Genomic DNA, 23,144 nt, shown 5'->3' with positions numbered 1-23,144 from the left:
GTCCGCTCCGCCTTGCCGACCTCACGGCCGCTGGTTCTCGCCGCCGCCGCCTGGCTGCTGGCGATCGGGGCGGTGCCGCTGCTGCGCCTGCTTGCCGAGGCGCTCGGCGGCGGCGCGGTTGCGGCGGGCCTGGCCGACCCCGCCGTCTGGCGCGCAACGGCGAACAGCCTGCGGATCTCGCTCGGCGCGGCGGCGCTGGCCACGGCGATCGGCGCCGGGCTGGCCTGGGCGCTGCTGCTGCGCGGCCTGGCAGGCCGCGGCGTGCTGCTCTTCTTCTCCGTGCTGCCCGCCCTGGTGCCGGCGCAGGTGATGGCGCTGGGATGGATCCAGGCTTCCGGCCCGGCCTCGCCGCTGCTGCTGGCGCTGGGCCTCGCGCCGCCGCTCGGCACGCCCAATCCGGTCTATGGCGCGGCGGGGATGACGATCCTGCTGGCCGTGCAGTCGGCGCCGCTGGTGATGCTCGCCATCGCGGCGCTGCTGCGGCGCGTTCCGGGCGAGGCCGTGCTGGCGGCGCGCGGCCTGGGCGCCACGCCGGAGGCGGCGCTGCGCCGCGCCATCTGGCCGCTGCTGATGCCCGGGCTGCTGGCCGGCGCCGGGCTCGCCTATGTCGCGGCGCTGGGCAATTTCGGCGTCGGCGCGCTGCTGGGCATTCCCGCGCGGATCACGGTGCTGCCGGTGCTGATCTGGCAGCGCCTCTCGGCCGGCGGCGCGGATGCGCTCGCCCAGGCCGCGGCGCTCGCCGTGCTGCTGGCGCTGCTGGCCGCGCCGGCGCTGGCGATGCAGTCGCTGGCGGCGCGGCGCGCGCCCGTGGCGGGGCGCCAGCCCTTCGCGGCGGTCCCGCTGGCCCGGCCCGCCGAGCGCGGCGCGTTCGTGCTCGTGCTGCTCTATCTCTTCTCGGTGCTGGCCGTGCCGATGCTGGCGCTGCTTGCGGCTTCCCTGGTCCCGGCGCGCGGCATGGAGCTTTCCGCCGAGACCGTGACGCTGCGCCACTTCGCCGCGGCCACCGCGCCGGGGGCGCATACCGCCGCGGCCTTCGCCAACTCCCTTCTGCTCAGCCTCGGCGCCGCGCTGCTGCTGGCGTTGGCGGCCCTGCCGATCGCGCTGGTTCTGAGGGCGCGGGCGGTGCGCGCGGCGAGTGCCGCGACGGACCTGCCCTATGCGCTGCCCGGCGCCTGCACGGGGGTCGCCGCCATCCTCGTGGTGCTGTCCCTGCCGGGCGGCGGGGCGATCTACGGCACGCTCGGCCTGATCCTCTTCGCCTATCTCACGCGCTTCCAGGCGCTGGCGCTGCGGCCCGTCGCGGCGGCGGCGGCACGGCTCGACCCGTCGCTGGACGAGGCCGCGCGCGGCATGGGCGCGGGCGTGCTGCGACGGCTGTTCCGGGTGCACCTGCCGCCGCTGGCGCCGGCGCTGGCCGCGGGCGGCATCCTGGTGGCGCTGACGGCGGTGAACGAGGTCACCGTCTCCTCGCTGCTCTACGGGCCGGGGACGCAGACGCTCGGCGTGCTGGTCTTCGGGCTGCAGGAAAGCGGCAATTCGCCCCTCGCCTCGGCCGTCTCCTGCCTGGCGCTGCTGCTGATGGCGGGGCTGATGGCGCTGGCCACGCTGGCGGCGCGGAAGCTGCCGGCCGGCACGCTGCCCTGGCGGCCCTGAGCGGGTCTCGCGGCGCGCTCAGCCGCAGTTGCAGCGGTCGCCGACGTCGCGGCGCAGGTTCTGCCGCACCCAGGTCACGCCATCCGGCTGGAAGTCGAAGCTCGGGCCGATGATGCAGATCCGCGCATGGCCCATGCGGGACTGCACCTGCACCAGCTTGCTGCGCTCCACCAGGATGCGTTCGTTGGCGCAGAAGACGGTCGCCGGCGTGGACTGGGCCAGGGCCGGCGCGGCTGGCGGCGCAAGGGCGAGCATAGCGAGGGACAGGCGGCGCATCGGGACTGCCTCCGGGCATCGGGCCGCCCGGAGGCTCGCGCCGGATCGTGGCGGGCCTAGGGCGGCGGCCGGACCGCCGGCCCCCGGCCCGGGGTTCAGCCCACCAGGCCCCAGATCATCCGCGCGCTCGTCACTGCCAGGAACAGGGCGAAGAGCCGCTTCAGCAGCACGGGCGGAATGGTGTGGGCCAGCTTCACGCCCCACGGCGCGGCCAGCATCGAGGTCGGCACGATCAGCGCCACGCCGATGAGGTTGACATACCCCAGGCTCAGCGGCGGCAGCAGCGGGTTGCCCCAGCCGGCCCAGACGAAGCCCAGCGTCGCCGGCACTGCGATGATGATGCCGAAGGCGCTGGCCGTCGCCACCGCCGCGCGCATCGGCGCGCCGAAGGCGGAGAGGATGGGCACGCCGACGGTGCCGCCGCCGATGCCCATCATGGCGCTGACGGTGCCGATGAAGCCGCCGATGCCGTGTCGTGGCGCGCCGGCGGGGAAGCTCTCGCGCAGGCGCCACTCCGCGCCGGTCGTGGCCATGTTGACCGCCACAAGCACGGCGACCGTCGCGAAGACGGCGCTCAGCGCATCGCCCCGCAGCCAGATCGCAAGCACCGTGCCCAGCGCCACGCCGACCGCAATGGAGGGCGCCAGGCTGCGCAGCAGCGCGACATCCATGGTCCCCTTGGCGAAATGCTTGCGGGCGGATTGGATGGAGGTGGGGATGATCGTCGCCAGGCTGGTGCCGATGGCGAGCTTCATCTGCACCGCCTCCGGGATGCCGAAGAAGGGCAGGACGTTGAACAGCACGGGCACGATCACGATGCCGCCGCCAACGCCGAGCAGGCCGGCCAGCGTGCCGGAGACGAGGCCGGTTGCGGCCATCGCCAGGGCGAGGCCCGCGAGCCAGAGCGGATCGTGCAGGAAGCCGGTCATTGCGTCGAACCCCGTCAAGGCAGAAATTAACCACAATCCAGTTCACTCTGGCGGAGCGCACCGAATCACGGTTAAAGCGTCAACGGCGGTGGCATAACGAGGCGCAAGCCATGCGTCACCTGGACAAGTCGCTTCTCAGCCATGCGGATTGCGCCTGCCAGCCCGGCAGCGCCTAGGATCGCGTCATGCCCCTCGTCACCGAGCCGCTTTTCTGGGCGCTCGCCATTCCCGCCTTCCTGATCACCGGCATCTCGAAGGGCGGGTTCGCCTCCGGCGCCGGGAATGTCGCCGTGCCCCTGATGGCGCTGGCCGTGCCCGCGCCGCAGGCCGCCGGCATCGCCCTGCCGGTGCTCTGCGCGATGGACATCGCCGGGCTCCGCGCCTGGTGGGGCAAGTGGAGCCGGCGCGAATTGCTCGCCATCCTGCCCGGCGGCTTGCTCGGCATCGCCCTCGGCACGGCGGTCTTCGGGCTGCTCGGCGACCGGCAGGTGAAGCTGATGGTCGGCGTGATCTCGCTCGCCTTCCTCGCCCGCTCTCTCTGGCAGGCGCGGCCCGGACGGGTGGCCCCGCCCCCGGCCCAGCCCGATCGCTGGCGCGGCGGCTTCTGGTCGGCCCTGTCGGGCCTGACCTCCACCGTGGCGCATGCCGGCGGCCCGCCGCTCGCGGTCTATCTCTATCCGCTACGGCTGGACCGGGCGAAGCTCGTCGCGACGACGGTCGTGTTCTTCGGCGTGATCAACTACGTGAAGCTGGTGCCGTATTTCTTCCTCGGCCAGCTTTCGGCGCAGAACCTGCTGACCAGCCTGGTCCTGCTGCCGCTGGCGCCGATCGGCGTCGCGCTGGGCGTCTGGATGGCGAAGCGGATCGAGGACCGGCTGTTCTACCGCATCGTCTATGTGATGCTCTTCGTGACCGGGGTGAAGCTGGTGTGGGACGGGCTGGGGCTGTGACGGAATCGCGCATGCTGGGCGTGCTGGGCGGCATGGGGCCGCTGGCCTCGGCGGAGTTCATGCGGCGGCTGACGCTGCTGACGCCGGCCGAGCGCGACCAGGACCACATCCCCGCCGTGCTGTGGTCCGACCCCCGCGTGCCGGACCGCACCGCGGCACGCCTCGGCGGCGGGGAGGATCCGCTGCCGGCGCTGCTTCGCGGCATCCGGGGGCTCGAGGCCGCCGGCTGCGGCGCCATCGCCATCCCCTGCAACACCGTCCATGGGTGGTTCGAGGCGATGCAGGCGGCGACGCCGCTGCCCATCCTGCACATCGTGGACGCCGCGGCGGCGGAGCTCGCCAGGCTTGGCGTGCCGCGGGGCCGGATCGGCGTGATGGGCACGGCGGGCACGCTCGCCATGCGGCTCTACCAGCAGCGGCTGGAGGGGCGTGGCTACGAGTGCCTGGTGCCCACGGAGACCGAGATGGCCCGCCTGGTCACGCCCGGCATCGCGGAGGTGAAGGCGAACCGCGTCGCCGAAGCCCATGCGCCGCTGGCCGAGTCCGCCCGTGCCCTGGCGGCGCGCGGCGCCCGCGCCGTGGTCCTGGGATGCACGGAAATCCCGCTCGGCATCGCCGCAGGCCCGCCCCTGCCCTTCCCGGTCTGCGACACGATCGACGCGCTGGCGCGCGCGGCGATCGGCTGGGCGCGCGGAGCCTAGGCCGGCGCGCCTGTCCGGCGATCTCTACATTCCCACCCAAGAAAGGACTTTGGTAACGCGCCCGTGATCGGCATAGTCCCGCCGCTCTGGGAGGACAGGGGTGGCGGAGTTCTGGGCTGAGTGGGGGGCGCTCGCCTATGTGGCGGCTGCCCTCTGGGCCTTCTTCGAAGGCGAAACCTTCGTGCTGGTTGCGGCCGCGGCCGGCGCCGCGACGGGCATCGTGGACCCCTGGCTGCTGATCGCCTCGGTCTGGCTCGGCTCCTTCGCCGGGGACCAGACCTGGTTCACCCTCGGCCGGAAGTTTGGGCCGTCTGCCCTGCGGCGCTTCCCGAAAGCCGAGGCGCGCGTGGCCCGCGCCTCCGGCCTGCTGGAACGCTACGGCGCGCTCTTCGTGCTGAGCTTCCGCTTCCTCTACGGTATCCGGAACGTCGCTTCGGCGGCCTGCGGCATCGCCGGCATGGACCATCGCCGCTTCGCGGTGCTGAACTTCATCGCCGCGGGAATCTGGGCCTGCACCTTCACCGCGGCGGGCTGGTTCCTGGGCGCGCTGCTCGGACCGGAGCGCCTGCTCTGGGTGCTGGTCGGAACCGCGGTGACGCTGATCGGCGTCTACCTTCTGCGCCGCTTCCTGCGCCGGCCGAGGGTCGCGCCAGGCGTGTGAGGGCTCCCGCGCCCGCTCGGCGCGCGATGTGCGCAGGGACCGCGTGCCGGATCAGTTCCACCCCCAAAGATACTGCGAGGGTATGCCGTACGCACCGGACATGCTCTCGACAAAGGTCGGGGCAACGCGCTCCGCAACCGCCTCCGCTGCCGGCCTCAGGCCGAACTGCAGGGCCAAAGCGGCGAGCGCCGCCTGCGGGAAGAAGGCCCCGGCCAGCATCGCCGTGTCTTCGAAGGCGCCATACAACGCCTCCTGGCTGCTCTCCGGGACGGCGCCCGGATCGAACTTCTGTTGCATGCCGCGATAGAAGTCCACGAGGGCAAGCGGCGCCGTGATTGCCCCGCCGACCGCATTGGCACGGGAGCCGAAGCGTACAAGCCCGAGTGAATCGCGCGCATGGCCAGCGGCGTAGCTCATGCCGCCGACGACCTGCGCGCCACCGCCGGCCATCTTCGCCATGCCGACGCCGCGATTCGGGTCCTGCATGCCGCTGGAGATGCTGAGCACGCCGGCACCGACGGCGAGCCCGCCGTGCAGGAAAGTCGCGCCCAGCGGTCCGCGAGGCTCCAGCACCTCCACCGTGCCGTGCGGGCCGGCCGGGCCCTGGTTCGGATCGGGAATATTGGTTCGGCTGAAGCAATAGGCCGCCATCGTTGCCCCGCCAGGCAGCCGCCCCTCCGCGGCGAGGAGTTGCGCGGCGTTGAACCGGGCCACTTGAACGGCGTCCGCCATGTTGTAGGGGATGATGCGCAACCCCGGATGGCGTTGCGCGGTGTCGAGGATGCTGCGCGCATCCTGGCGAAGAAAGTCGAATTCGGCATCGAGGGTGCCCTGAGGCGCTCCATGCGTGCCCGTCGCGATGTGGATCTCCGTGTAGCCAGCCCTGGCCAGCCGCTCGAGGTCATCGGCGACCTGGAATTTCTGCGTCTCGATGTCGTATCCGTACGCGTCGGCGACCGACGACCGAACCGCGTCATGCTCATGCAGCAGGCCGCCGAACTTGCCGAAACGGGCAGGCTTGTCGGGCGCGATGTCGGGCGCGGACTGCGGGAAGGACGGCTGGAGAGGACCCTGCAAGGGCAGCGTCGTCGTGCCATAGGATAGCGGGACATGCGCGGCCTGCGGCAGACGCGACTGGGACCGGCGCGGATAGGAGGGATCGTAGGCGTCGAAGATCGCCTGTCGCTCTTCCTCGAACTTGCGCAGCGCCGCGAGCCGTCGCTCCTGCCCGTCCAGCGTTTCATAAGCGTTACCGCGCTCAAGGCTGCGGATCTGATCCTGGAGATAGATCAGACGCAGCCGTTGCTCGCGAAGCATCCGCGCCACGGACTCCTCGGCAAGCCTCCGAGCATCCTCGATCTGCTGCTCGCGCCACTCAAGTCCGGTCGCAGCCACGCCCAGCCAGAAGCGCGCCGCCGGCGAAGGCCCGTCCGCGAGTGACTCTCCCGTCCCTGGCTGCGGTGACCGCTGCACCAGACTGGACGCTCCGCGCTGCTGCAGGACATGGGCCAGCTCGTGCGCGACCAGCGCCAGACCACCCGGCGTGTCGGGCCGATAGGCGCCCGCACCGAACGCGATGTGCCGTCCGGATGCGAAGGCTTGCGCACCGATGTCCCGCGCGGCGTCGGCCGCGGCTGCGTCGCGGTGCAACCGGACATGCGCCAGGTCATCCCCAAGCCGCCGACCCAGGTAGCGTCGCAACCCGCCAGGGAGCGCCTCGCCCTGCGACAGAAGCGTGTGCCTGACGCTCGGGGGCGCGGGCTGCGCCCCGGTGCGGTGGGCCTCGGGCTGATACCGGGAGAGCGGCCGAGCCGCGCCCGCATCCGCCGGACGATGCACCAGGCCGCTTGCCACGGCAGCCGCTTCGCGTTCGAGGCCCCCTTGCATGGGCGCCAGGACGACGTCCGGCGAACCGCCCAGGCGATGATCGTAGTAGCCGGCTTTCGCGTCGCCACGCGGCAGGTCGCGCGACCGCGTGGCGGGGCGGGCGTGATGCGCCGGGATCTGCCCTGCTGCTGCCACTGCCTCGGCGGCCGGGCCGGAGCGCGCTTTCGGAAGCGCCCAGCTGCGTGACATCCGGGTTCCCCAGGCTCGCGACTGTGCAAGAACCTATTGCCGCGTCGGTCGCAAAGGCAAGAAACCCGCGTAAACAGCTTCGTGCGGTCCGTCCTCTCGCCTTGCGGCGCCAGGCGCTAGCCGGCCTCCGGGTCGAACAGATACCCCACGCCCCGCACCGTCCGCAGCGCCATCGGCCGCGCCGGGTGGCGCTCGATCTTGCGGCGCAGGCGCATCACCCGCAGGTCGATGGCGCGGTCGAAGGCTTCCGGCTCCTCCTCGCCCGAGGTCCGCTCCAGCAGCCAGTCGCGGTGCAGCGCGCGGTTCGGGTTCTCGATGAAGAGGTTCAGCAGCGACAGCTCGCTCTCCGTGAGCTGGTCGTCCTTGCCTTCCGCGGTGCGCAGCACGCCGGTCTTGCGGTCCAGCACAGCCGCGCCGATCCGCACCTTGTTGGGCGGCAGCGCCTCCGCCGGGCCCGGCGCCGCCGCGGCGCGCCCCTCGCCGCCGGCACGCCGCATGAGCGCGCGCAGGCGCGCAAGCAGCTCGCGCGGCTCGAAAGGCTTTGTGATGTAGTCGTCGGCGCCCGATTCCAGGCCGACCACCCGGTCCACCAGGTCGGTGGCCGCCGTCAGCATCACGATGCCGACCGTTGGCGACAGGCCCCGCAGCCAGCGCGCCAGGGAGAAGCCGTCCTCGCCCGGCAGGCCGATATCCACCAGCGCGGCATCCGGCATCCCCCGCGCGACCGCCGCGCGGAAGCCGGCGCCGTCGCCCACGCCTTCCACGGCGAAGCCCTGGTTCGCCAGATAGGCGCAGACCGTCTCCCGCTGGAACGGGTCGTCCTCCACAACCAGGATCGTGGTCGTGCCCTCGGCCATCGGCGACTCCCCCAGGGCGCGGAAAATCGCAGGCGCGCCGCCCAGCGTCAAACGCGGGCCGCGAAACAGACGAAACACGCGCGCCGCCGGCACGAAACACAGCACCGCGCAGGATGGGGCAGGATGGAGCCATGCTCCCCGCTTCCGGCCCCGAGCCGCCCGGCGCTACCGCGGCCGACCTGCAGGCGCAGGCGCTGGCTTCCCTCGCCGGCCCCTTCGCGCTGTTCGCCGCCGATGGCCGGATGGTCTCGGCGAATGCACGCCTCGATTCGCTGCTGCCACCCTCCGATGCCGCGCGGGGTCCCGCGGCGACTCTGCACGGCCTGCTTGCAGCCATCGGCCAGCGCGGCGGCGGCGTCTCCGCCTTCGGCTACGTCGAGAGCCCGGAGGATCCGGCCTGGTGGCTGCCGCCCGACGGCCAGGAGGAGCGAAGCCGCGACTGGTGCACGCCGGAGGGCCGCTGGTTCCGCGTCCACCTCCGCCGGCTCGAGGGCGGCTGGCTGTTGAACGCAGCCGAGGTCACCGACTTCAAGCGCCACGAGAAGGACCTGGCCGAGGCGCGGCAGCGCCTGCAGACGGCGCTGGACCATATGACGGATGGCGTCCTGATGTGGGACGACGAATTCCGCCTCGTCGTCGCCAGCAACGGCACGGCGAGCGTCGCCGGCTTGCCCACCGCCATGCTGCATCCGGGCGTCAGCGTGCTGGACCTGATCCGGCTGCAGGAGAGCCGCGGCGATTTCGGCACGCCGCCCGCGACCGAGGCGGAGCTGGCGGAACGCGTCGCGCAGCGCGCGGCGCTGCTGACGCGGCCGGGCGGCGCCTCCGCCATCCGCCGCACGCCCTCCGGCGCCTGGGTGGAGGAGAAGTCCATCCCGATGGCCAGCGGCGGCACGGTGCTGATGTACCGGGACGTGACGGAGCTGAAGCAGCGGGAGGAGGAGCTGAACGCGGCGCGCGGGCAACTGCAGACCGTGCTCGATCACATGACCGACGGCGTCGTCATGTGGGATGCCGAGTTCCGCGTGCTGTTCTTCAACAAGGAGACGCTGCGCGTCGGCGAGTTCCCGCCCGAGATGGCCTATCGGGGCGTCAACGTGCTCGACATCATGCGACTGCAGGACCAGCGCGGCGAGTTCGGCCCGCCGCCGCAGGACGAGGCGGAGCTGGACCTGCGCGTGAAGCAGCGCGCAGCCCTGCTCTCCCGCCCCGGCGGCGTCAGCTATGTCCGCCGCACGCCTTCGGGCAAGTGGCTCGAGGTGAAGTCCATCCCCATCGCCACCGGCGGCGCGGTGCTGATGTACCGCGACATCACCGCGCTGAAGGAACGCGAGCAGGAGCTGCAGGAAGCGCGGGAGACGCAGCAGCTCATCCTGGACCACATGACCGACGGCGTCGTGCTGATGGACCAGGATCTTCGCTTCAAGCTGGCCAACCGCGCGGCAGCGCGGCTGCACGACGTGCCGGAGGAGTTCGGCCGCCCCGGCACCCCGGCGCGCGACGCGCTGCTCCATCGCATCCGGCGCGGCGACTACGGCCCGCCGCCGGAGGATCCGGCCGCGATCGAGGCGCTGGTCGAGAGCCAGCTCCGCCTGGCGCGCAACCCCGGCGGCCCGCCGGAGCTGCGCAGGGCAGCGAACGGCGCCTGGATCGAGGCCTCCGCCGTCGCGACGCAGGATGGCGGCGTGCTGGTGATCTACCGCGACATCACCGCGCTGAAGGAACGCGAGCAGCAGCTTCAGGAAGCGCGCGCGACGCATGAGCTGGTGCTGGAGACGATGAACGACGGGCTGGTGCTCTGGGGCCCGGATTTCCGCGTCCGGCTCGTGAACCGCCAGCTTGCTCAGTTCTACGCCATCCCGGATGCGCTGGCGCGCGCCGGCGCGGACGGGCGCGAGATCCTGCGCCTGATGTTCCGCCGCGGCGACTACGGCCCGCCGCCGGAGGAAGGTTCCGCGCTGGACGCCGCGGTCGCGGCCAAGGCGCGGCAGATCCTGGACGCCGGTGGCGAGGCCGAGATCCGCCTTTCGCCGGCCGGCTACTGGATGGAGATCAGCCGGCACGCACTGGCCGATGGCAGCGTGCTGACCAGCTACCGCAACATCACCCGCCTGAAGATGCGGGAGGAGGAGCTGAGCGAGGCGCGCGACGCGGCGGAAGCGGCGAACCGCGCGAAATCCGCCTTCCTCGCCGCGATGAGCCACGAGATCCGCACGCCGATGAACGGCGTGCTCGGCATGATCGAGGTGCTGGAGCGCACGCCGCCCGGCCCGGCCCAGGCGCGCTGCATCGCCGTGATGCGCGACAGCGCCGGGCAGTTGCTGCGCATCATCGACGACCTGCTCGACTTCTCGAAGATCGAGGCCGGGCGGATGGAGCTGGAGGCCCTGCCCTTCTCCCTCGGCGGCCTCGTGGAAGGCGCGGTGGACACGCTCGGCGTGCAGGCACGCGGCAAGGGCCTGGTGCTGGTCGCGGACCCGCCGGGGCCGGGGCCGGACATGGTCTCCGGCGACCCCGTGCGCGTGCGGCAGATCCTGTTCAACCTGATCGGCAACGCCATCAAGTTCACCGACAAGGGCTTCGTGCGGCTCGGCGCGGAGACGCGCCATGCGGCGGATGGCGCGGTGGACGTGACGCTGGTGGTGGAAGACAGCGGCGTCGGCATGACGGAAGCGCAAATGGCGCGGCTGTTCCAGCCCTTCGCCCAGGCCGACAGTTCTACCACCCGGCGCTTCGGCGGCACCGGCCTCGGCCTCTCCATCGTGCGGCGCCTGGCGCGGCTGATGGGCGGCGATGTGACGGTCGCCAGCACGCCGGGCCGCGGCAGCCGCTTCACCGTCACGCTGCGGCTCGGCGCCGCCGCGGACAGCCCTGCTGGCGCCGCGGCGCCCGCGCAGCACGGCCTCCCCGCCCCGGGCAGCGCGCCGCGCCTGCTGGTGGTGGACGACCACCCGGTGAACCGGGAAGTGCTGGCCCGCCAGCTCGAGATCCTCGGCTTCGAGGCCGACATGGCGGAGGACGGCGCGCAGGCGCTCGCGCTCTGGCGCGACGCGCGGCACCGCCTGGCGCTGGTGGATCTCCACATGCCGGTGATGGACGGGCTCGACCTCGCCCGCGCCATCCGACGGGAGGAGGCGGCACGGCCCGACGGCCCGCGGACCGCCATCATCGCCGTCACCGCGAACGCGCTGAAGGGCGAGGACGAGCGCTGCTATGCTGCGGGCATGGACGGCTTCCTGCCGAAGCCGCTGGCGCTGGAACAGCTTTCGCGCGCGCTGGTCCAGCACCTGTCGGGCGCGGACGCAGCCGAGGGTGCCGCGGCAAACGAGCCGGGCCTCGCCACGCTCTGGGACCCGGAGGCGCTGCGCCAGCTCTTCGGCGAGGACGAGGCGCGGCTCGCGCGCCTGCTCGGCAGCTTCCGCGACGGCGTCCGCCGCGATTCGGAGGCGGTGCTGGCGGCGCTGGCAGCGGGCGACCTCAAGACGGCCGGCGACGCCGCGCACCGGCTGAAGGGCGCCGCGCGCATGGCCGGCGCGCGACGCCTGGCGGAGCTGATGGCGGAAGTGGAGGCCGCGGCGAAGGGCGGCGACGCGGCGGCCGCGGCCCGGGCGGCAGAGGCCTTGCCGTCCCTCTCGGAACGGACCCTGGTGGCGGCCGGGGCGACTGGCTGACCTGCCGGTTCAGCCGCTGCCGGTCAGTCGCAGGGGCACCCGTCCGTCGGCGTCATCTCGCCGCGGATCACGTGGTGGTCGATCCATTCGGCGACCAGCCGCCGCGCCTCGGTCACCGAGGCTTCCGGATGGTGGATCCGATACAGCGTGGTGCAGCTGGTGAAGGCGGCCATGTCGCCGCTGCCGCCCTCGCGCAGCTCGCGATAGGCGGTGACCACGGCGCGCTCGCAGCGGCGGGCGATGTGGCTGAAGTCTCGGCCCATCGGCTCTCCCCAATGCCTTCCCGAACCCTTGGCGGGTCGCCCCGCCTCAATTGAGAACCGTTCTCAATTGAATGGGCGTTTATACGATGCGGGGCCGCCCCGGTTCAAGTGACGAGTGGCTCATCCCGGCCGTAACGCATCGGCCGGGATGAGGGTCGCCTTCAGCCGCGCGCGACCGCTTCCGCCAACGCCTTGCCGACATCCACCGTGCCGGCATTCCCGCCCATGTCGCGGGTGCGGGGGCCGCCTTCGGCCAGCAGGTCCTCGATGGCCTTGAGGATGGCGTCGGCCGCGTCCTTCTCGCCGAGATGCTCCAGCATCATCGCGCCCGACCAGATCTGCCCGATCGGGTTGCAGATCCACTTGCCCGCGATGTCCGGCGCCGAGCCATGCACCGGCTCGAACATGGAGGGATGCTTCTTCTCGGGGTTGATGTTCGCGCTGGGCGCGATGCCGATGGAGCCTGCCACCGCCGGGCCGAGGTCGGAGAGGATGTCCCCGAACAGGTTCGAGCCCACCACCACATCGAACCAGTCCGGATGCTGCACGAAATGCGCGCAGAGGATGTCGATGTGGAACTGGTCCGTCTTCACCTCCGGGTAGCGCTTCGCCATCTCCGCGAAGCGCTCGTCCCAGTAGGGCATGGTGAAGGTGATGCCGTTGGACTTGGTGGCGGAGGTCAGCTTCTTGCGCGGCCGGGTCATCGCCAGGTCGAAGGCGTATTTCAGCACGCGGTCCACGCCGACGCGGGTGAAGACCGCGTCCTGGGTGACGAATTCCCGCTCCGTCCCCGCGAACATTCGACCGCCGGAGGAGCTGTATTCGCCCTCCGTGTTCTCGCGCACCACGTAGAAGTCGATCTCGGCCGGGGTCCGGTCCGCCAGCGGCGTGCGCGCGCCGGGCAGCAGCCGGCAGGGGCGAAGGTTCACATATTGGTCGAAGACCCGCCGGATCGGGATCAGCAAGCCCCAGAGCGAGACATGGTCCGGCACGCCGGGCCAGCCGACCGCGCCCAGGAAGATCGAATCGCTTTCACGCAGCCGGTCCAGCCCGTCCTCCGGCATCATCCTGCCGGTCTGGGCGTAGGTCTCGCAGGACCAGTCGTAATGGGCGAGGTCGAGTTCGAAGCCGAAGCGGCGCGCGGCGGCGTCCAGCACGCGCAGGCCCTCCGGCACCGTCTCCTTGCCGATCCCGTCGCCGGGGATGACCGCGATCCTGTGCCTGCGCGCCATGGGCTGCTCCTTCCTCACCGGCCGCTGCCTCGCATGGACAGGGCGGCTTGGGGAGGGGGGTCAGCGCGGATGAGCGCGGCGCCAGTCCTCGGGCCGGTCGAAATCGCCGCCCCACATGCCGCGCCCATGCCAGCGCGCGGCCGCTTCCTGCGGCAGGTAGCGCCAGGAATAGCGGGTGTACGCGACGGCCAGCCCCTCGCTGACCAGCCAGGCGGCGATGTCCTCCCCGCCGGCGCGGCAGAGCGCGAGCACGCGGTCGAAGCGATCCCGGCCGTGCGTCTCGCACCGAAGATCCCGGGTGCCGATGAACTGGCGCAGCGCCTGCGCGGCGTCGCGGCCACAGGGCCAGGAGACGCCGCCCCGTTCACAGGACTGGCGAAGCTCCGGGGCATCCGCGGCGTCGAGCCGCACGCGCTGGCCGGAGACCACCAGCGTATCGGCATCCACCACCGTCGCCGGGCCGACCAGGTCGTGTCGGGCGCTGCCCTGCGGACCATCGAGCCCGGCCAGCCCCGCCGCGCCGGCCAGCAGAGCAAGGACCAGCCCCAGGATGAGGCGGCGCCTGCGCCTCATGCGCCCGCGGGCGTCAGCCGGCGCAGCAGCGGCAGCAGGGCCGCTGCGACGCCGGCCAGCAGGATGCCCTGCGCCGGCCGAAGCCCCGCCGCCAGGTCGAGATTTGCCGCCAGGATGCGCGCGGCGGGCAGGTTGGTGGCCGCGCCATACCAGGCATATTCGACCAGCGCGGTCGCCAGCGCCGCCACCAGCGCCAGGGCGAGCAGCGCCAGCGGCCTTGCGCGCCATGGCCCCGGCAGCAGCCGCCACAGCATCAGCCAGAGCCAGCACCCCGCCATCACCACCGCCCCGTCGGCCCGCGCCTTGGATTGCAGGAAGGCGTGCAGCACCGCGGCCGCGGCGAGCAGGTACACCCAGCGATGCAGCCGCTTCCAGCCGCGCCCGAGCCGCGTCTGCCACCCATCCGTCGAGGTCCAGCCGAGCACGCAGAGGCCGAGCAGCACCGCGAAGCCGAGCGTCAGGTAGATGCGCGTGGCGATCTCGGCGCCCACCGCCAGCAGGTTCCAGCCGAGATGCCCGGCATAGAGAACCAAGTGCAGCAGCGCATAGGCGAGCGCGGCCAGCCCCACCATGCGCCGCAGCGTCGCCGCCTTCGGCCAGTCCGCGATCCAGCGCAGCGGCGTCACCGCGAGGCTGATCAGCAGGATATGCGCGGCATGGTTCCCGGCCTCCCGCGTCGCCTGCTTCCAGGGATCGGCGCCGAGCGCGCCCGCGGCGAGCAGCCAGAGCAGCACCGCGGCCGGCGCGGCCAGCGCGACCAGCAGGGCGATGCGCAGGGCGGAGATCCGGCCGGCGCGGTCCAGCCAGGGCCAGGGGACGCCCGCGGGCCTGCCCGCCCCGCGCCGCGCCGGACGGACGGTGTCGCTCATGGGAGCAATCCGCGACGCAGGATCTCGGCCGCCACGCGCCCCATCTCGTCCAGCGGGGCCCGCGCGAAGGGCGCCGGCGCCGCGGAGAGCGGCCGCGCCTGGCCGGCGGCATAGAGGCTTTCATGCAGGGCGAGGTGGCGCCGCCCCTCGTCGCCCTGGGGCGCGATGAAGATCGGCGCGGCGGTCATCAGCGACTCGGACAGCATCGAGACGGAATCGCCGGTGACGACCAGCGCATCGGCCCAGGCCATGAAGCCGAGCAGCGGGTTGGCCCCCTTCCCGCCCCAGCGATGCAGTCGGTGCGGCACGGTGGAAAGCGCGCCGGCCAGCGCCTCGGTCGCGGCGGCGCCGGTGCGCCGGCTGGCCGTGGCCAGCACGCTGCCGGCGAAGCCCGCGACCCGGGCGCCGAGCGTTGCAGCGGCAGCGGGGGCCATCCCCACCCCTCGAACAGGGCCGCCCACCAGCAGGGCCACGCGCGGCGCCGGCAGGGCCTGCAACGCCGCCCATTCGGCCCGCGCCGCAGCCAGCCGGGCCGGCGAGACACGGTGCGCGGCGCCGAGGATCGTCAGCAGGTTCGGCGCCGGCGCGGGCGCGTCATGCCGGCCGACGACATGCAGGTCGAAGCCGGCCGCCCCGGCGGCCCGCATGCAATGCACCGTCCGCACCCCTCGCCGCCCGAGCCAGAGCGCGACCGGCCCGGATCGTCGCCCGGCGGAGACGGCAAGGGCCGGCCAGGGCGGCGCGAAGGCAGCGCGGGCAGCCGGCGTCAGGCCGGCCAGGCTTCCGAAGGGCAGCGGCAGCCGTGCCAGCGCGCCCCAGGCGAGCGGGATCTCGCGGAAGGGCCGGCCAAGCCGTTCGGCGATGCCGAGCGCCTGCGCCGCCGTGCCCGCGCGGGGATCGGCCAGCACCCACACCGGGGCGGGCTCCGCCGTCATGGACGCGCCACGCGGGCGGCGTTACCACAAGCGCTCAATCGCCGCCCTTCACCGACAGGAACCTTGCCCGATGGCCGCCACCCACGCCTCCGACTGGGACCGCGACGCCGCCCTGACCACCGCGCGCATCCTGCTGGAGATCAAGGCGGTGAATTTCCGGCCGGAGGAGCCCTATACCTTCACCTCCGGCTGGAAGAGCCCGGTCTACATCGACTGCCGCAAGATCATCTCCTTCCCCCGCGCGCGCAACCGCATCTGCGACCTGGGCGTCGAGAAGATCCACCGCCATGTCGGCTACGAGACGATCGAGGCGGTGGTGGGCGGCGAAACCGCCGGCATCCCCTTCGGCGCCTGGATCGCCGACCGCATGCTCGCGCCCATGGCCTATGTGCGGAAGAAGCCGAAGGGGTTCGGGCGCAACGCGCAGATCGAGGGCGAGGTGCCGGTCGGCAAGCAGACGCTGCTGGTGGAGGACCTGACCACCGACGGCGCCAGCAAGATCCGCTTCGCCAATGCGCTGCGCGAGGCGGGCGCGATCTGCGACCACACCTTCGTCGTGTTCTATTACGGCGTCTTCCCGGGCAGCTTCGAGCAGATGAAGGCGATGGGGCTGAACCTGCACCATCTCTGCACTTGGTGGGACGTGCTGGAGGTGTGCCGGGAGCGCCCCTATTTCTCCGAAAGCGCGCTGGCCGCCGTGCGCAAGTTCCTGGAGGACCCCGTCGGCTGGTCCAAGGCGCATGGCGGCATCGGATCGCTGGCGGAGGCGAAGCCGAAGGATTCCGGGGAGTAGGAGGCGGCGATGGTACGGATCAGCGTCGAGTTGCCTGAGGAGGTGGCGCAGGCTCTGACCCGCGCGGCAGCGGATCGGCAATCCACGCGGGAGGCCATGCTGGTCGAGGCTGCTCGCGCCTTCATTGCTGCCGACTTGGACTTCGAAACATTCCGTGCCGACCGCGACGCCTACCAGACTTGGATTGCCGAGGGCGAAGCGGATGCCGCCGCCGGGCGCGTGGTGCCGGCCGAAGAGGTCTTTGCGGAGCTTGATGTGGTCATCGCGCGGGCTCGGCAGCGGCGCGACGGGTGAGGCTTGTCTTCGCCCTGGCTGCGCGCCGCGATCTGGCAGAGGCCGTGGCCCATATCAGTGCCGACAACCCGGATGCGGCGATGCGGCAGCGACGGCTGGTTGAACGAGCCGCGCAGCGCCTTCTGGACTTCCCTGGCCTTGGCCGCGAGGACGAAGATGGAAGGCGGCGCCTGCACGTGCCCCGGACACCGTTCGTGCTGATGTATCGTCAGCAGGACGAGATGATCGTCATCCTTCGCGTGTGGCATGGCGCGCGACAGGAAGGCGGCTCGGCCGATCAGGCGTGACGGCAGGACCGCCAGCAGCGACCTTCTGGCCCATGGAAGCGCGCACGGCGCTGCCAGGAGAGGCTGACCTTCCCACGTTCCTCGACCGCGTGGATTTTGTGGTTCCCGAGCGGACTAACGGTCGCATGAAAGAACATCGGGAAGGTCACTGCATCATGCGCACGCTTCGTTGGTTCGGCACGGCGCACCCCCACCTTTTTCCTGCGACACTCATCCGTCAGGAAGCGCCCGACTCCGTCCTTGAACCTTTTGGGAACGGTAAGGCCTGGGCGATCGAGCACACGGACGCAGGGGAAGAAGATCTTCAAAAGTGGCTTCGGGACAGCGAGCTAAGCATCGCTCCCTGCGCAATTCCCGATCGCGGCAGCACGCTCAAGGAAGGTGACGCGGCTGATGCTCTGTTTGCGCGCGAAGTCGGGCGCGCCATTGGCGCCAAGGTCGCCAAGGACAGTTTCCGGCGCGCTCCTGCCGGTGCGCTGCGCTGCGTGCTGGTCTACGCACACAGCCGCTTTGTCGTCGATGTCACCGTCGCCCCTTGCGCGCTCGCCGCTGCCTTGGCGGCGCTGCGCGCAGCAGGCGCGAGCATCGACGCCGCCCTGCTGCTGTTCAGCCGCGAGGTGAATGGAGAGGCCGTCATGGGCCTCGCATTCGTGCCTGCCGAGGAGCCAAGGCCATGAAGCCCCGACTCGTCGCGTTGCTCGCCATCGCGAGCCTGACACCCGCCCTGGCGCAATCCCCCCCGCGCGACCAGCTCACCATCGGCATCACGCAGTATCCCGCGACGCTGCACCCCAACATCGAGAGCATGGCGGCGAAGTCCTATGTGCTCGGCTTCGCGCGGCGGCCGCTGACGGTGTACGACCAGGACTGGGCGCTGACCTGCATGGGCTGCGACACGCTCCCCTCGCTCGACAACGGCATGGCGCAGCGCGAGACCACGCCGGATGGACGGCCCGGCATCCGCGTCACCTGGCGGCTGCGCGAGGATCTGCGCTGGGGCGATGGCCGGCCGGTCTCGGCCGAGGACCTGCTCTTCGCGTGGCAGGCCGGGCGCGACTTCTCCACGGGCTTCGGCGGCAGCGAGTTCTATCGCTCGGCCTATGAGGCCATCGTGGTTGACCCGCGCAGCATCACGCTGCGCTTCGACCGCGTCACCTTCGAATACGCCTCCGCCGGCGACTGGCAGCCCCTCCCCGCGCATGTCGAGCGTGCGCGCTGGGAACAGGAGCCGCGCAGCTACCGCAGCCGGAGCGCGTACGAGACGGAGCCGACCAACCCGGCGCTGTGGAACGGCCCCTACCGTGTGATCCAGGTGCAACCAGGCGCGGGCATCACGCTGGAGCGCAACGACACCTGGGCAGGCCCCGCGCCCGCCTTCCGCCGCATCGCGATCCGCACGGTGGAGAGCACCACGGCGCTGGAAGCGCAGCTTCTCGCCGGGCAGCTCGACATGATCGCGGGCGAGCTCGGACTGCCGCTCGACCAGGCGACGGCGCTGGAACGCCGCGTCGGCGCCCGCTTCCGCATCGGCTACAAGCCCGGCCTGATCTACGAGCATCTGGACGTGAACCACGACACGCCGCTGCTGGCCGACCGGCGCGTGCGCCAGGCGCTGGTGATGGCGATCGACCGCGCGCAGATCGTGAGCCGCCTGTTCGATGGACGCCAGGTGCTGGCGCATGGCAACGTCAATCCGCTCGACTGGGTGTACGACCAGTCCATCCGCCAGTGGCCGCACGACCCGGCGCGCGCCCGCGCGTTGCTGGAGGAAGCCGGCTGGCGGCCCGGCCCCGACGGCATCCGCCGCAACCAGGCCGGGGAGCGGCTGACCATCGAGCTGATGACCACCGCCGGCAACCGCTCGCGCGAGGCGGTGCAGCAGGTGATCCAGGGCATGTGGCGCCAGGCGGGGATCGAGGCGCGGATCCGCAACGAGCCGCCGCGCGTGCTGTTCGGCGAGACGCTGTCGAAGCGCCGCTTCACCGGCGCGGTGATGTTCGCCTGGATCAGCGCGCCGGAAAGCGTGCCGCGCACCACGCTGCATTCCGACGAGATCCCGACGGCCGAGCGCAACTGGTCCGGCCAGAACTACACCGGCTTCCGCAACGCCGAGATGGACGCGCTGCTCGAGGCGATCCCGATCGAGCTCGACCGCGAGAAGCGCCGCGCGCTGTGGCAGCGGCTGCAAGCGATCTATGCCGAGGAACTGCCGGCGATCCCCCTCTGGTTCCGCGCGGACGCGCATGTCTGGCCGCGCTGGCTGGACGGCGTGCGGCCCACCGGACATCTCGCGCCGTCCTCCCTCTGGGTGACGGACTGGGCGGTGCGGTGATCCGCCTGCTTGCGGCGCGGCTGGTGCAGATCGCGGTGACCATGGCGATCCTCTCCTTCGCCATGTTCCTGCTGATCGGTCTGATGCCGGGCGATCCCATCGACCTCGCCATCGCCGGCGATCCGCGGCTGACGGCGGAGGACGCGGCACGGCTGCGCGCGTTGCATGGCTTGGACCAGCCGCTGCTCGCGCGCTACGCGGCCTGGGCGGGGGGGCTCCTGGAGGGGCGCTTCGGCCATTCGCGGCTCTTCGCGCAGCCAGTCGCCGACATCATCGCACCCGCGCTGGTCTCCACGCTCGTCCTGCTCGGCGGGGCGCTGCTGCTGGCGGGCGGCATCGGCATCGCGCTTGGCCTGCTCGCGGCGGCGCGGCCGCGGCTGGCGCCGGCGGTGGATGCCATCGCGATCCTCGGCCAGTCGGCGCCGTCCTTCTGGCTCGGCATCCTGCTGATCATCCTGTTCGCGGTGACGCTCGGCTGGCTGCCAGCCGGCGGCATGAGCGAGACCGGCGGCCTGGACTCGCTGCGCTTCCTTGTGCTGCCGGTGGCCACCCTCGCCATTGCCAACCTCGCCGCCTATGCGCGCCATTCTGCCGCCGCGGTCGGCCTGACGCTGCGCGAGCCCTGGATCACCGCCGCGCGCGCGCGCGGCAATGGCGAGGCGCGCGTGCTGCTGCGCCATGCCTTTCCCAACGCGGCCGTGCCGGTCCTGCAGGTGGCCGCGCTCGATGCCGGCGCGCTGGTCGGCGGCGCGCTGATCACCGAGACGCTCTTCGCCCGCCCCGGCATGGGCAAGCTGATCTACGACGCGGTGATGGGCAACGACACCAACCTGGCGCTGGTCGCGCTGCTGCTGGTGGCGCTGGTGACGATGCTGGCGACGCTGGCGGCCGATCTCGCGCAGCGCGCCCTCGACCCCAGGCTGCGCGACGCGTGATGCGGCTGATCCTCGGCCTCGCGCTGCTTCTGCTGCTCGCCCTCGGCGCGCTCGGCGCGCCGCTGGTGCAGGAGGCGCTCGGCCATGACCCCTTCGCGCCCGACCTTTTCCTGCGCCACGGCCCTGCCTCGCCGGAGCATCCGCTCGGCACCGACGAGCTCGGCCGCGACCTGCTGCTGCGCCTGCTCTACGGCGCGCGCGTCTCGCTGGCGGTCGGGCTCGCGACGGCGTTGGCCGCGGCGGTGCTCGGCACCGCGATCGGGCTGCTCGCGGCCTGGCGCGGCGGGGCGCTGGATGCCGTGCTGATGCGACTGGCGGACGGGATGCTGGCGCTGCCGGCGCTGCCCGTGCTCGTCGTGCTCGCCGCCGCGGATACCGGCCGCATCGGCCTGCCGCGCGGCGAGCCGCTCTCCGACATCATCCGCATCGTCGCGATCCTGACGATCTTCGGCTGGGTCGGCGTCGCGCGGCTGGCGCGCGCCGCGGCGCTGTCGGTGCTGGCGCGCGACTATGTCCGCGCGGCGCGGGCGCTCGGCGCCGGAGAGGGCCGCATCCTGCTGCGCCATGTCGTGCCGAACATCGCGGGGCCCATCGCGGTCGCGACCGCGCTCGCGGTTGCCGGCGCCATCCTGGCGGAGAGTACGCTGTCCTTCCTCGGCCTCGGCATCGCGCCGCCGGCGGCGAGCTGGGGCAACATGCTGTCCAACGCGCAGGACCTCGTGTTCAGCGCGCCCTGGGCGGCGGTTTGGCCAGGGCTCGCCATCCTGCTGGCAGTCGCCGGCTGCACGCTGGTCGCGGACGGGCTGCGGCGCTGAACGAAAAGGGGCGCCGCATCGCCGCGACGCCCCTCCCTCACCGCCGCGGCGGTCGGATCAGGAACCGATCTCGCCGCCGTCGCGCTTCACCACCGCGATCACCGAGGGCCGCGGCGGCTCGCCATCCTTGAAGTCGGGCCAGCGTGTCGAGGGGCGCTCGAAAGTGCTGCCCGGATCCTCGCCGGGGTGCTGGATCGCGAGGAACACCGTGCGGTCGTCCGGCGTGAAGCGCGGGCCGCACACCTCCGCCCCGCTCGGGGCCTGGAAGAACAGGCGCGTCAGCGCGCGGCCATAGCCACTGGTGTCCGCACCCCACAGCCCATCCGCGATGCCGGCGTTCTCCGGCGCGCCGTCGGTGGAGATCCAGATCCGGCCCTTGCTGTCGAAGGCGCAATTGTCCGGGCAGGAGAGCCAGCCATTGTCGCTCGTCGCGCGATGATAGCGCGCGCCCGAATCCACGCCGGGCTTGCCCGCCATGAGGAAGATCTCCCACCGCGCTTCCGTCGCGGCATGGTCCACGCGATCCGTGCCGGCGCCGGGCGGAATCACTTCCACCACATGGCCGTGCACGTTGTTGGCGCGGGGATTCGCGGGGCCCACCTGCTGCGCCGTGCGGCGGCTGTTGTTGGTGAGCATGACATAGACGCGCCCGTTCACCGGGTTCGTCTCGACATCCTCCGGCCGGTCCATCGGCGTGGCGCCCACAAGATCCGCCGCGCGGCGCGTCTCGATCAGCACATCGGCCTGGCTGCGGAAGCCGTTCGCCTCGGTGAGGGGCCCCTGGCCATGCACCAGCGGCAGCCAGCGCATCACGCCGCGCTCCTCGAACTTCGCGACATAGAGCGTGCCGTCATCCAGCAGGTCGCGATTGGCGGCGCGGTCGTTCGGATTCCAGGGACGCGCGGTGACGAACTTGTAGAGGTAGTCGAAGCGCTCGTCGTCGCCCGAATAGAAGGCAACGCGCCCGTCGGCGCTGATCGCGTGCGTCGCGCCCTCATGCTTGAAGCGGCCGAGCGCGGTGCGCTTCACCGGCACGCTCTCCGGGTCGTAGGGATCGTATTCGACGATCCAGCCGAAGCGGTTCGGCTCGTTCGGCTCCTTGTCCAGGTTGAAGCGGTCGAAGTGGCGGCCCCAGGCATAGGTCGCGTCCTTCGCGATGCCGTAGCGGCGATAGGCGGCGGCCTGCGGCCCGCTCTCGGCGGCATCTCCACCGAAATACTGGTTGAAGTTCTCCTCCGCCGTGATGACGGTGCCCCAGGGCGTGTTTCCGCCGGCGCAGTTGTTGAGCGTGCCCAGCACGCGCGTGCCGGTGGGATCGGCGTTGGTGCGCATCCGCTCATGGCCCGCCGCGGGCCCGCCGATGCGCATCGGCGTCTCCATGGTGATGCGCCGGTTCAGCCGCCCGGCGGGCACGCTGCGCCAGGTGCCGTTCTCCTTCCGCACCTCCACCACGGACATGCCGTGCGCGGCGATCTCGACCGCCGCCTGTTCCCTCGTGGTGCGCCCGCGCGCGGCGCGACCCTCGCCGATGCCGGCGAACATCAGGTTCGTGTTGGTGTATTCGTGGTTCACGCAGATCAGGCCGTGCTCGGAATTGCGCGACCCGGCCGGCAGCGGGAAGTAGTCCAGGTAGTCGCAATTGTAGCCGAACTGCTTCGCCTGCCCTTCGGCGGTCAGGTTGCGGGGATCGTAGGGCGGCGCGCCCTCCAGCACCGGGTCGCCCCAGCGGATCACCATCTGCACCTCGTAGCCCTCGGCCACCTGGTGGTTCTGGCTGAGGCCCTGCCGCAGTTCCTGGAAGGTGAGGGTCGAGGGACCGCCGCGCGCCGGGATGGCGGCGGGCTGCGCCGCCGCTTCCCGCACCAGCGCTTCGCTCAGCGCCACCGCCGCGCCGGCGCCGGCCAGGCCGCGCAGCGCCGCGCGGCGTCCGAGGCGTGCCTCGATCAGCGTGCCGATCGGCGTGCCCGGCGCGGGATTGCTGCCGATATCCTCGATCTCGGGGAGGTCCGTTTCGGACTCATCCGGTCGCATGGGACGTTTCC

22 protein-coding genes are annotated in these 23,144 nt (G+C 72.1%); 12 read left to right on the top strand and 10 right to left on the bottom strand.

Annotated elements, in window-relative coordinates; translation table 11 throughout:
• Nucleotides 1-12 precede the first annotated feature (12 nt).
• Nucleotides 13-1,653 (top strand): ABC transporter permease, encoded by a 1,641-nt coding sequence (locus DFH01_RS20060; RefSeq protein ID WP_109872232.1) that lies wholly within the window; start codon nt 13-15, stop codon nt 1,651-1,653.
• Between the two features lie 18 nt (nt 1,654-1,671).
• Here the strand turns inward: DFH01_RS20060 and DFH01_RS20055 are convergent, their stop codons facing one another.
• Nucleotides 1,672-1,929: a hypothetical protein gene (locus DFH01_RS20055; protein WP_146217102.1), complete on the bottom strand. Its 258-nt coding sequence runs from the start codon at nt 1,927-1,929 to the stop codon at nt 1,672-1,674.
• Between the two features lie 95 nt (nt 1,930-2,024).
• Nucleotides 2,025-2,876: a sulfite exporter TauE/SafE family protein gene (locus tag DFH01_RS20050; protein WP_332903287.1), complete on the bottom strand. Its 852-nt coding sequence runs from the start codon at nt 2,874-2,876 to the stop codon at nt 2,025-2,027.
• Between the two features lie 167 nt (nt 2,877-3,043).
• Between DFH01_RS20050 and DFH01_RS20045 the strand changes: the two genes are divergently transcribed.
• From DFH01_RS20045 to DFH01_RS20035, 3 genes are all read left to right on the top strand, one after another.
• Nucleotides 3,044-3,808 carry a sulfite exporter TauE/SafE family protein gene (locus DFH01_RS20045; protein WP_109872229.1) on the top strand — a complete coding sequence of 255 codons (765 nt, stop codon included), beginning with the start codon at nt 3,044-3,046 and terminating at the stop codon, nt 3,806-3,808.
• Nucleotides 3,809-3,819: 11 nt separating this feature from the next.
• Nucleotides 3,820-4,509, top strand: coding sequence for a cysteate racemase (gene cuyB / locus DFH01_RS20040; RefSeq protein ID WP_109872228.1), 690 nt, complete (start codon nt 3,820-3,822; stop codon nt 4,507-4,509).
• A gap of 100 nt (nt 4,510-4,609) precedes the next feature.
• Complete coding sequence (locus DFH01_RS20035; protein ID WP_109872227.1) at nt 4,610-5,170, top strand: DedA family protein; 561 nt, start codon at nt 4,610-4,612, stop codon at nt 5,168-5,170.
• Nucleotides 5,171-5,221: 51 nt separating this feature from the next.
• Here DFH01_RS20035 and DFH01_RS20030 read toward each other — a convergent pair whose 3' ends face one another.
• Together DFH01_RS20030 and DFH01_RS20025 are read right to left on the bottom strand one after the other, a co-directional pair.
• Nucleotides 5,222-7,246, bottom strand: a complete 2,025-nt coding sequence (locus DFH01_RS20030; RefSeq protein WP_109872226.1) for an eCIS core domain-containing protein — start codon at nt 7,244-7,246, stop codon at nt 5,222-5,224.
• A 116-nt stretch (nt 7,247-7,362) separates the two neighbouring features.
• Nucleotides 7,363-8,103: a response regulator transcription factor gene (locus DFH01_RS20025; protein ID WP_109872225.1), complete on the bottom strand. Its 741-nt coding sequence runs from the start codon at nt 8,101-8,103 to the stop codon at nt 7,363-7,365.
• A 131-nt stretch (nt 8,104-8,234) separates the two neighbouring features.
• Between DFH01_RS20025 and DFH01_RS20020 the strand changes: the two genes are divergently transcribed.
• Complete coding sequence (locus tag DFH01_RS20020; RefSeq protein ID WP_158287834.1) at nt 8,235-11,774, top strand: PAS domain-containing hybrid sensor histidine kinase/response regulator; 3,540 nt, start codon at nt 8,235-8,237, stop codon at nt 11,772-11,774.
• 23 nt (nt 11,775-11,797) lie between these two features.
• On the opposite strand, the gene DFH01_RS20015 is transcribed toward DFH01_RS20020, so the two are convergent.
• The 5 genes from DFH01_RS20015 to DFH01_RS19995 all read right to left on the bottom strand — a co-directional run bounded on the left by DFH01_RS20015 (nt 11,798) and on the right by DFH01_RS19995 (nt 15,646).
• Nucleotides 11,798-12,037, bottom strand: a complete 240-nt coding sequence (locus DFH01_RS20015; RefSeq protein ID WP_109872223.1) for a hypothetical protein — start codon at nt 12,035-12,037, stop codon at nt 11,798-11,800.
• A gap of 161 nt (nt 12,038-12,198) precedes the next feature.
• Entirely contained in the window at nt 12,199-13,269 is a 1,071-nt protein-coding gene (locus DFH01_RS20010) for a tartrate dehydrogenase (protein WP_109872222.1), read from the bottom strand.
• 60 nt (nt 13,270-13,329) lie between these two features.
• Nucleotides 13,330-13,842 carry a thermonuclease family protein gene (locus DFH01_RS20005; protein ID WP_109872221.1) on the bottom strand — a complete coding sequence of 171 codons (513 nt, stop codon included), beginning with the start codon at nt 13,840-13,842 and terminating at the stop codon, nt 13,330-13,332.
• The gene (locus tag DFH01_RS20000; protein ID WP_109872220.1) at nt 13,839-14,711 is read right to left on the bottom strand and encodes a ferric reductase-like transmembrane domain-containing protein; all 873 of its coding nucleotides are present in this window, start codon (nt 14,709-14,711) and stop codon (nt 13,839-13,841) included. The genes DFH01_RS20005 and DFH01_RS20000 overlap by 4 nt, the downstream gene beginning before the upstream one ends.
• Nucleotides 14,708-15,646 carry a mitochondrial fission ELM1 family protein gene (locus DFH01_RS19995; protein WP_109872219.1) on the bottom strand — a complete coding sequence of 313 codons (939 nt, stop codon included), beginning with the start codon at nt 15,644-15,646 and terminating at the stop codon, nt 14,708-14,710. The genes DFH01_RS20000 and DFH01_RS19995 overlap by 4 nt, the downstream gene beginning before the upstream one ends.
• A 70-nt stretch (nt 15,647-15,716) precedes the next feature.
• Here DFH01_RS19995 and DFH01_RS19990 point away from each other — a divergent pair, with 70 nt between their 5' ends.
• From DFH01_RS19990 to DFH01_RS19960, 7 genes are read left to right on the top strand one after another with little or no spacing between them, the layout of a single operon-like run.
• Entirely contained in the window at nt 15,717-16,439 is a 723-nt protein-coding gene (locus DFH01_RS19990) for an orotate phosphoribosyltransferase (protein WP_109872218.1), read from the top strand.
• 9 nt (nt 16,440-16,448) lie between these two features.
• A complete protein-coding gene (locus DFH01_RS19985) occupies nt 16,449-16,733 on the top strand; it encodes a ribbon-helix-helix protein, CopG family (protein ID WP_109872217.1) in 285 nt (94 codons plus the stop codon).
• The gene (locus DFH01_RS19980; RefSeq protein ID WP_109872216.1) at nt 16,730-17,020 is read left to right on the top strand and encodes a type II toxin-antitoxin system RelE/ParE family toxin; all 291 of its coding nucleotides are present in this window, start codon (nt 16,730-16,732) and stop codon (nt 17,018-17,020) included. The genes DFH01_RS19985 and DFH01_RS19980 overlap by 4 nt, the downstream gene beginning before the upstream one ends.
• Nucleotides 17,021-17,052: 32 nt before the next feature.
• Entirely contained in the window at nt 17,053-17,697 is a 645-nt protein-coding gene (locus DFH01_RS19975) for a hypothetical protein (RefSeq protein ID WP_146217101.1), read from the top strand.
• Complete coding sequence (locus DFH01_RS19970; protein ID WP_109872214.1) at nt 17,694-19,352, top strand: peptide ABC transporter substrate-binding protein; 1,659 nt, start codon at nt 17,694-17,696, stop codon at nt 19,350-19,352. The genes DFH01_RS19975 and DFH01_RS19970 overlap by 4 nt, the downstream gene beginning before the upstream one ends.
• Complete coding sequence (locus tag DFH01_RS19965) at nt 19,349-20,287, top strand: ABC transporter permease (RefSeq protein ID WP_233256193.1); 939 nt, start codon at nt 19,349-19,351, stop codon at nt 20,285-20,287. The genes DFH01_RS19970 and DFH01_RS19965 overlap by 4 nt, the downstream gene beginning before the upstream one ends.
• Nucleotides 20,287-21,102, top strand: coding sequence for an ABC transporter permease (locus DFH01_RS19960; RefSeq protein WP_332903290.1), 816 nt, complete (start codon nt 20,287-20,289; stop codon nt 21,100-21,102). The genes DFH01_RS19965 and DFH01_RS19960 overlap by 1 nt, the downstream gene beginning before the upstream one ends.
• 57 nt (nt 21,103-21,159) lie before the next feature.
• Here DFH01_RS19960 and DFH01_RS19955 read toward each other — a convergent pair whose 3' ends face one another.
• Nucleotides 21,160-23,133 carry a PhoX family protein gene (locus DFH01_RS19955; protein ID WP_109872212.1) on the bottom strand — a complete coding sequence of 658 codons (1,974 nt, stop codon included), beginning with the start codon at nt 23,131-23,133 and terminating at the stop codon, nt 21,160-21,162.
• Nucleotides 23,134-23,144 lie beyond the last annotated feature (11 nt).

The organism is Falsiroseomonas bella (assembly GCF_003173615.1).
Taxonomy (GTDB): domain Bacteria; phylum Pseudomonadota; class Alphaproteobacteria; order Acetobacterales; family Acetobacteraceae; genus Falsiroseomonas; species Falsiroseomonas bella.
This window is presented reverse-complemented; position numbering and strand designations above follow the sequence as displayed.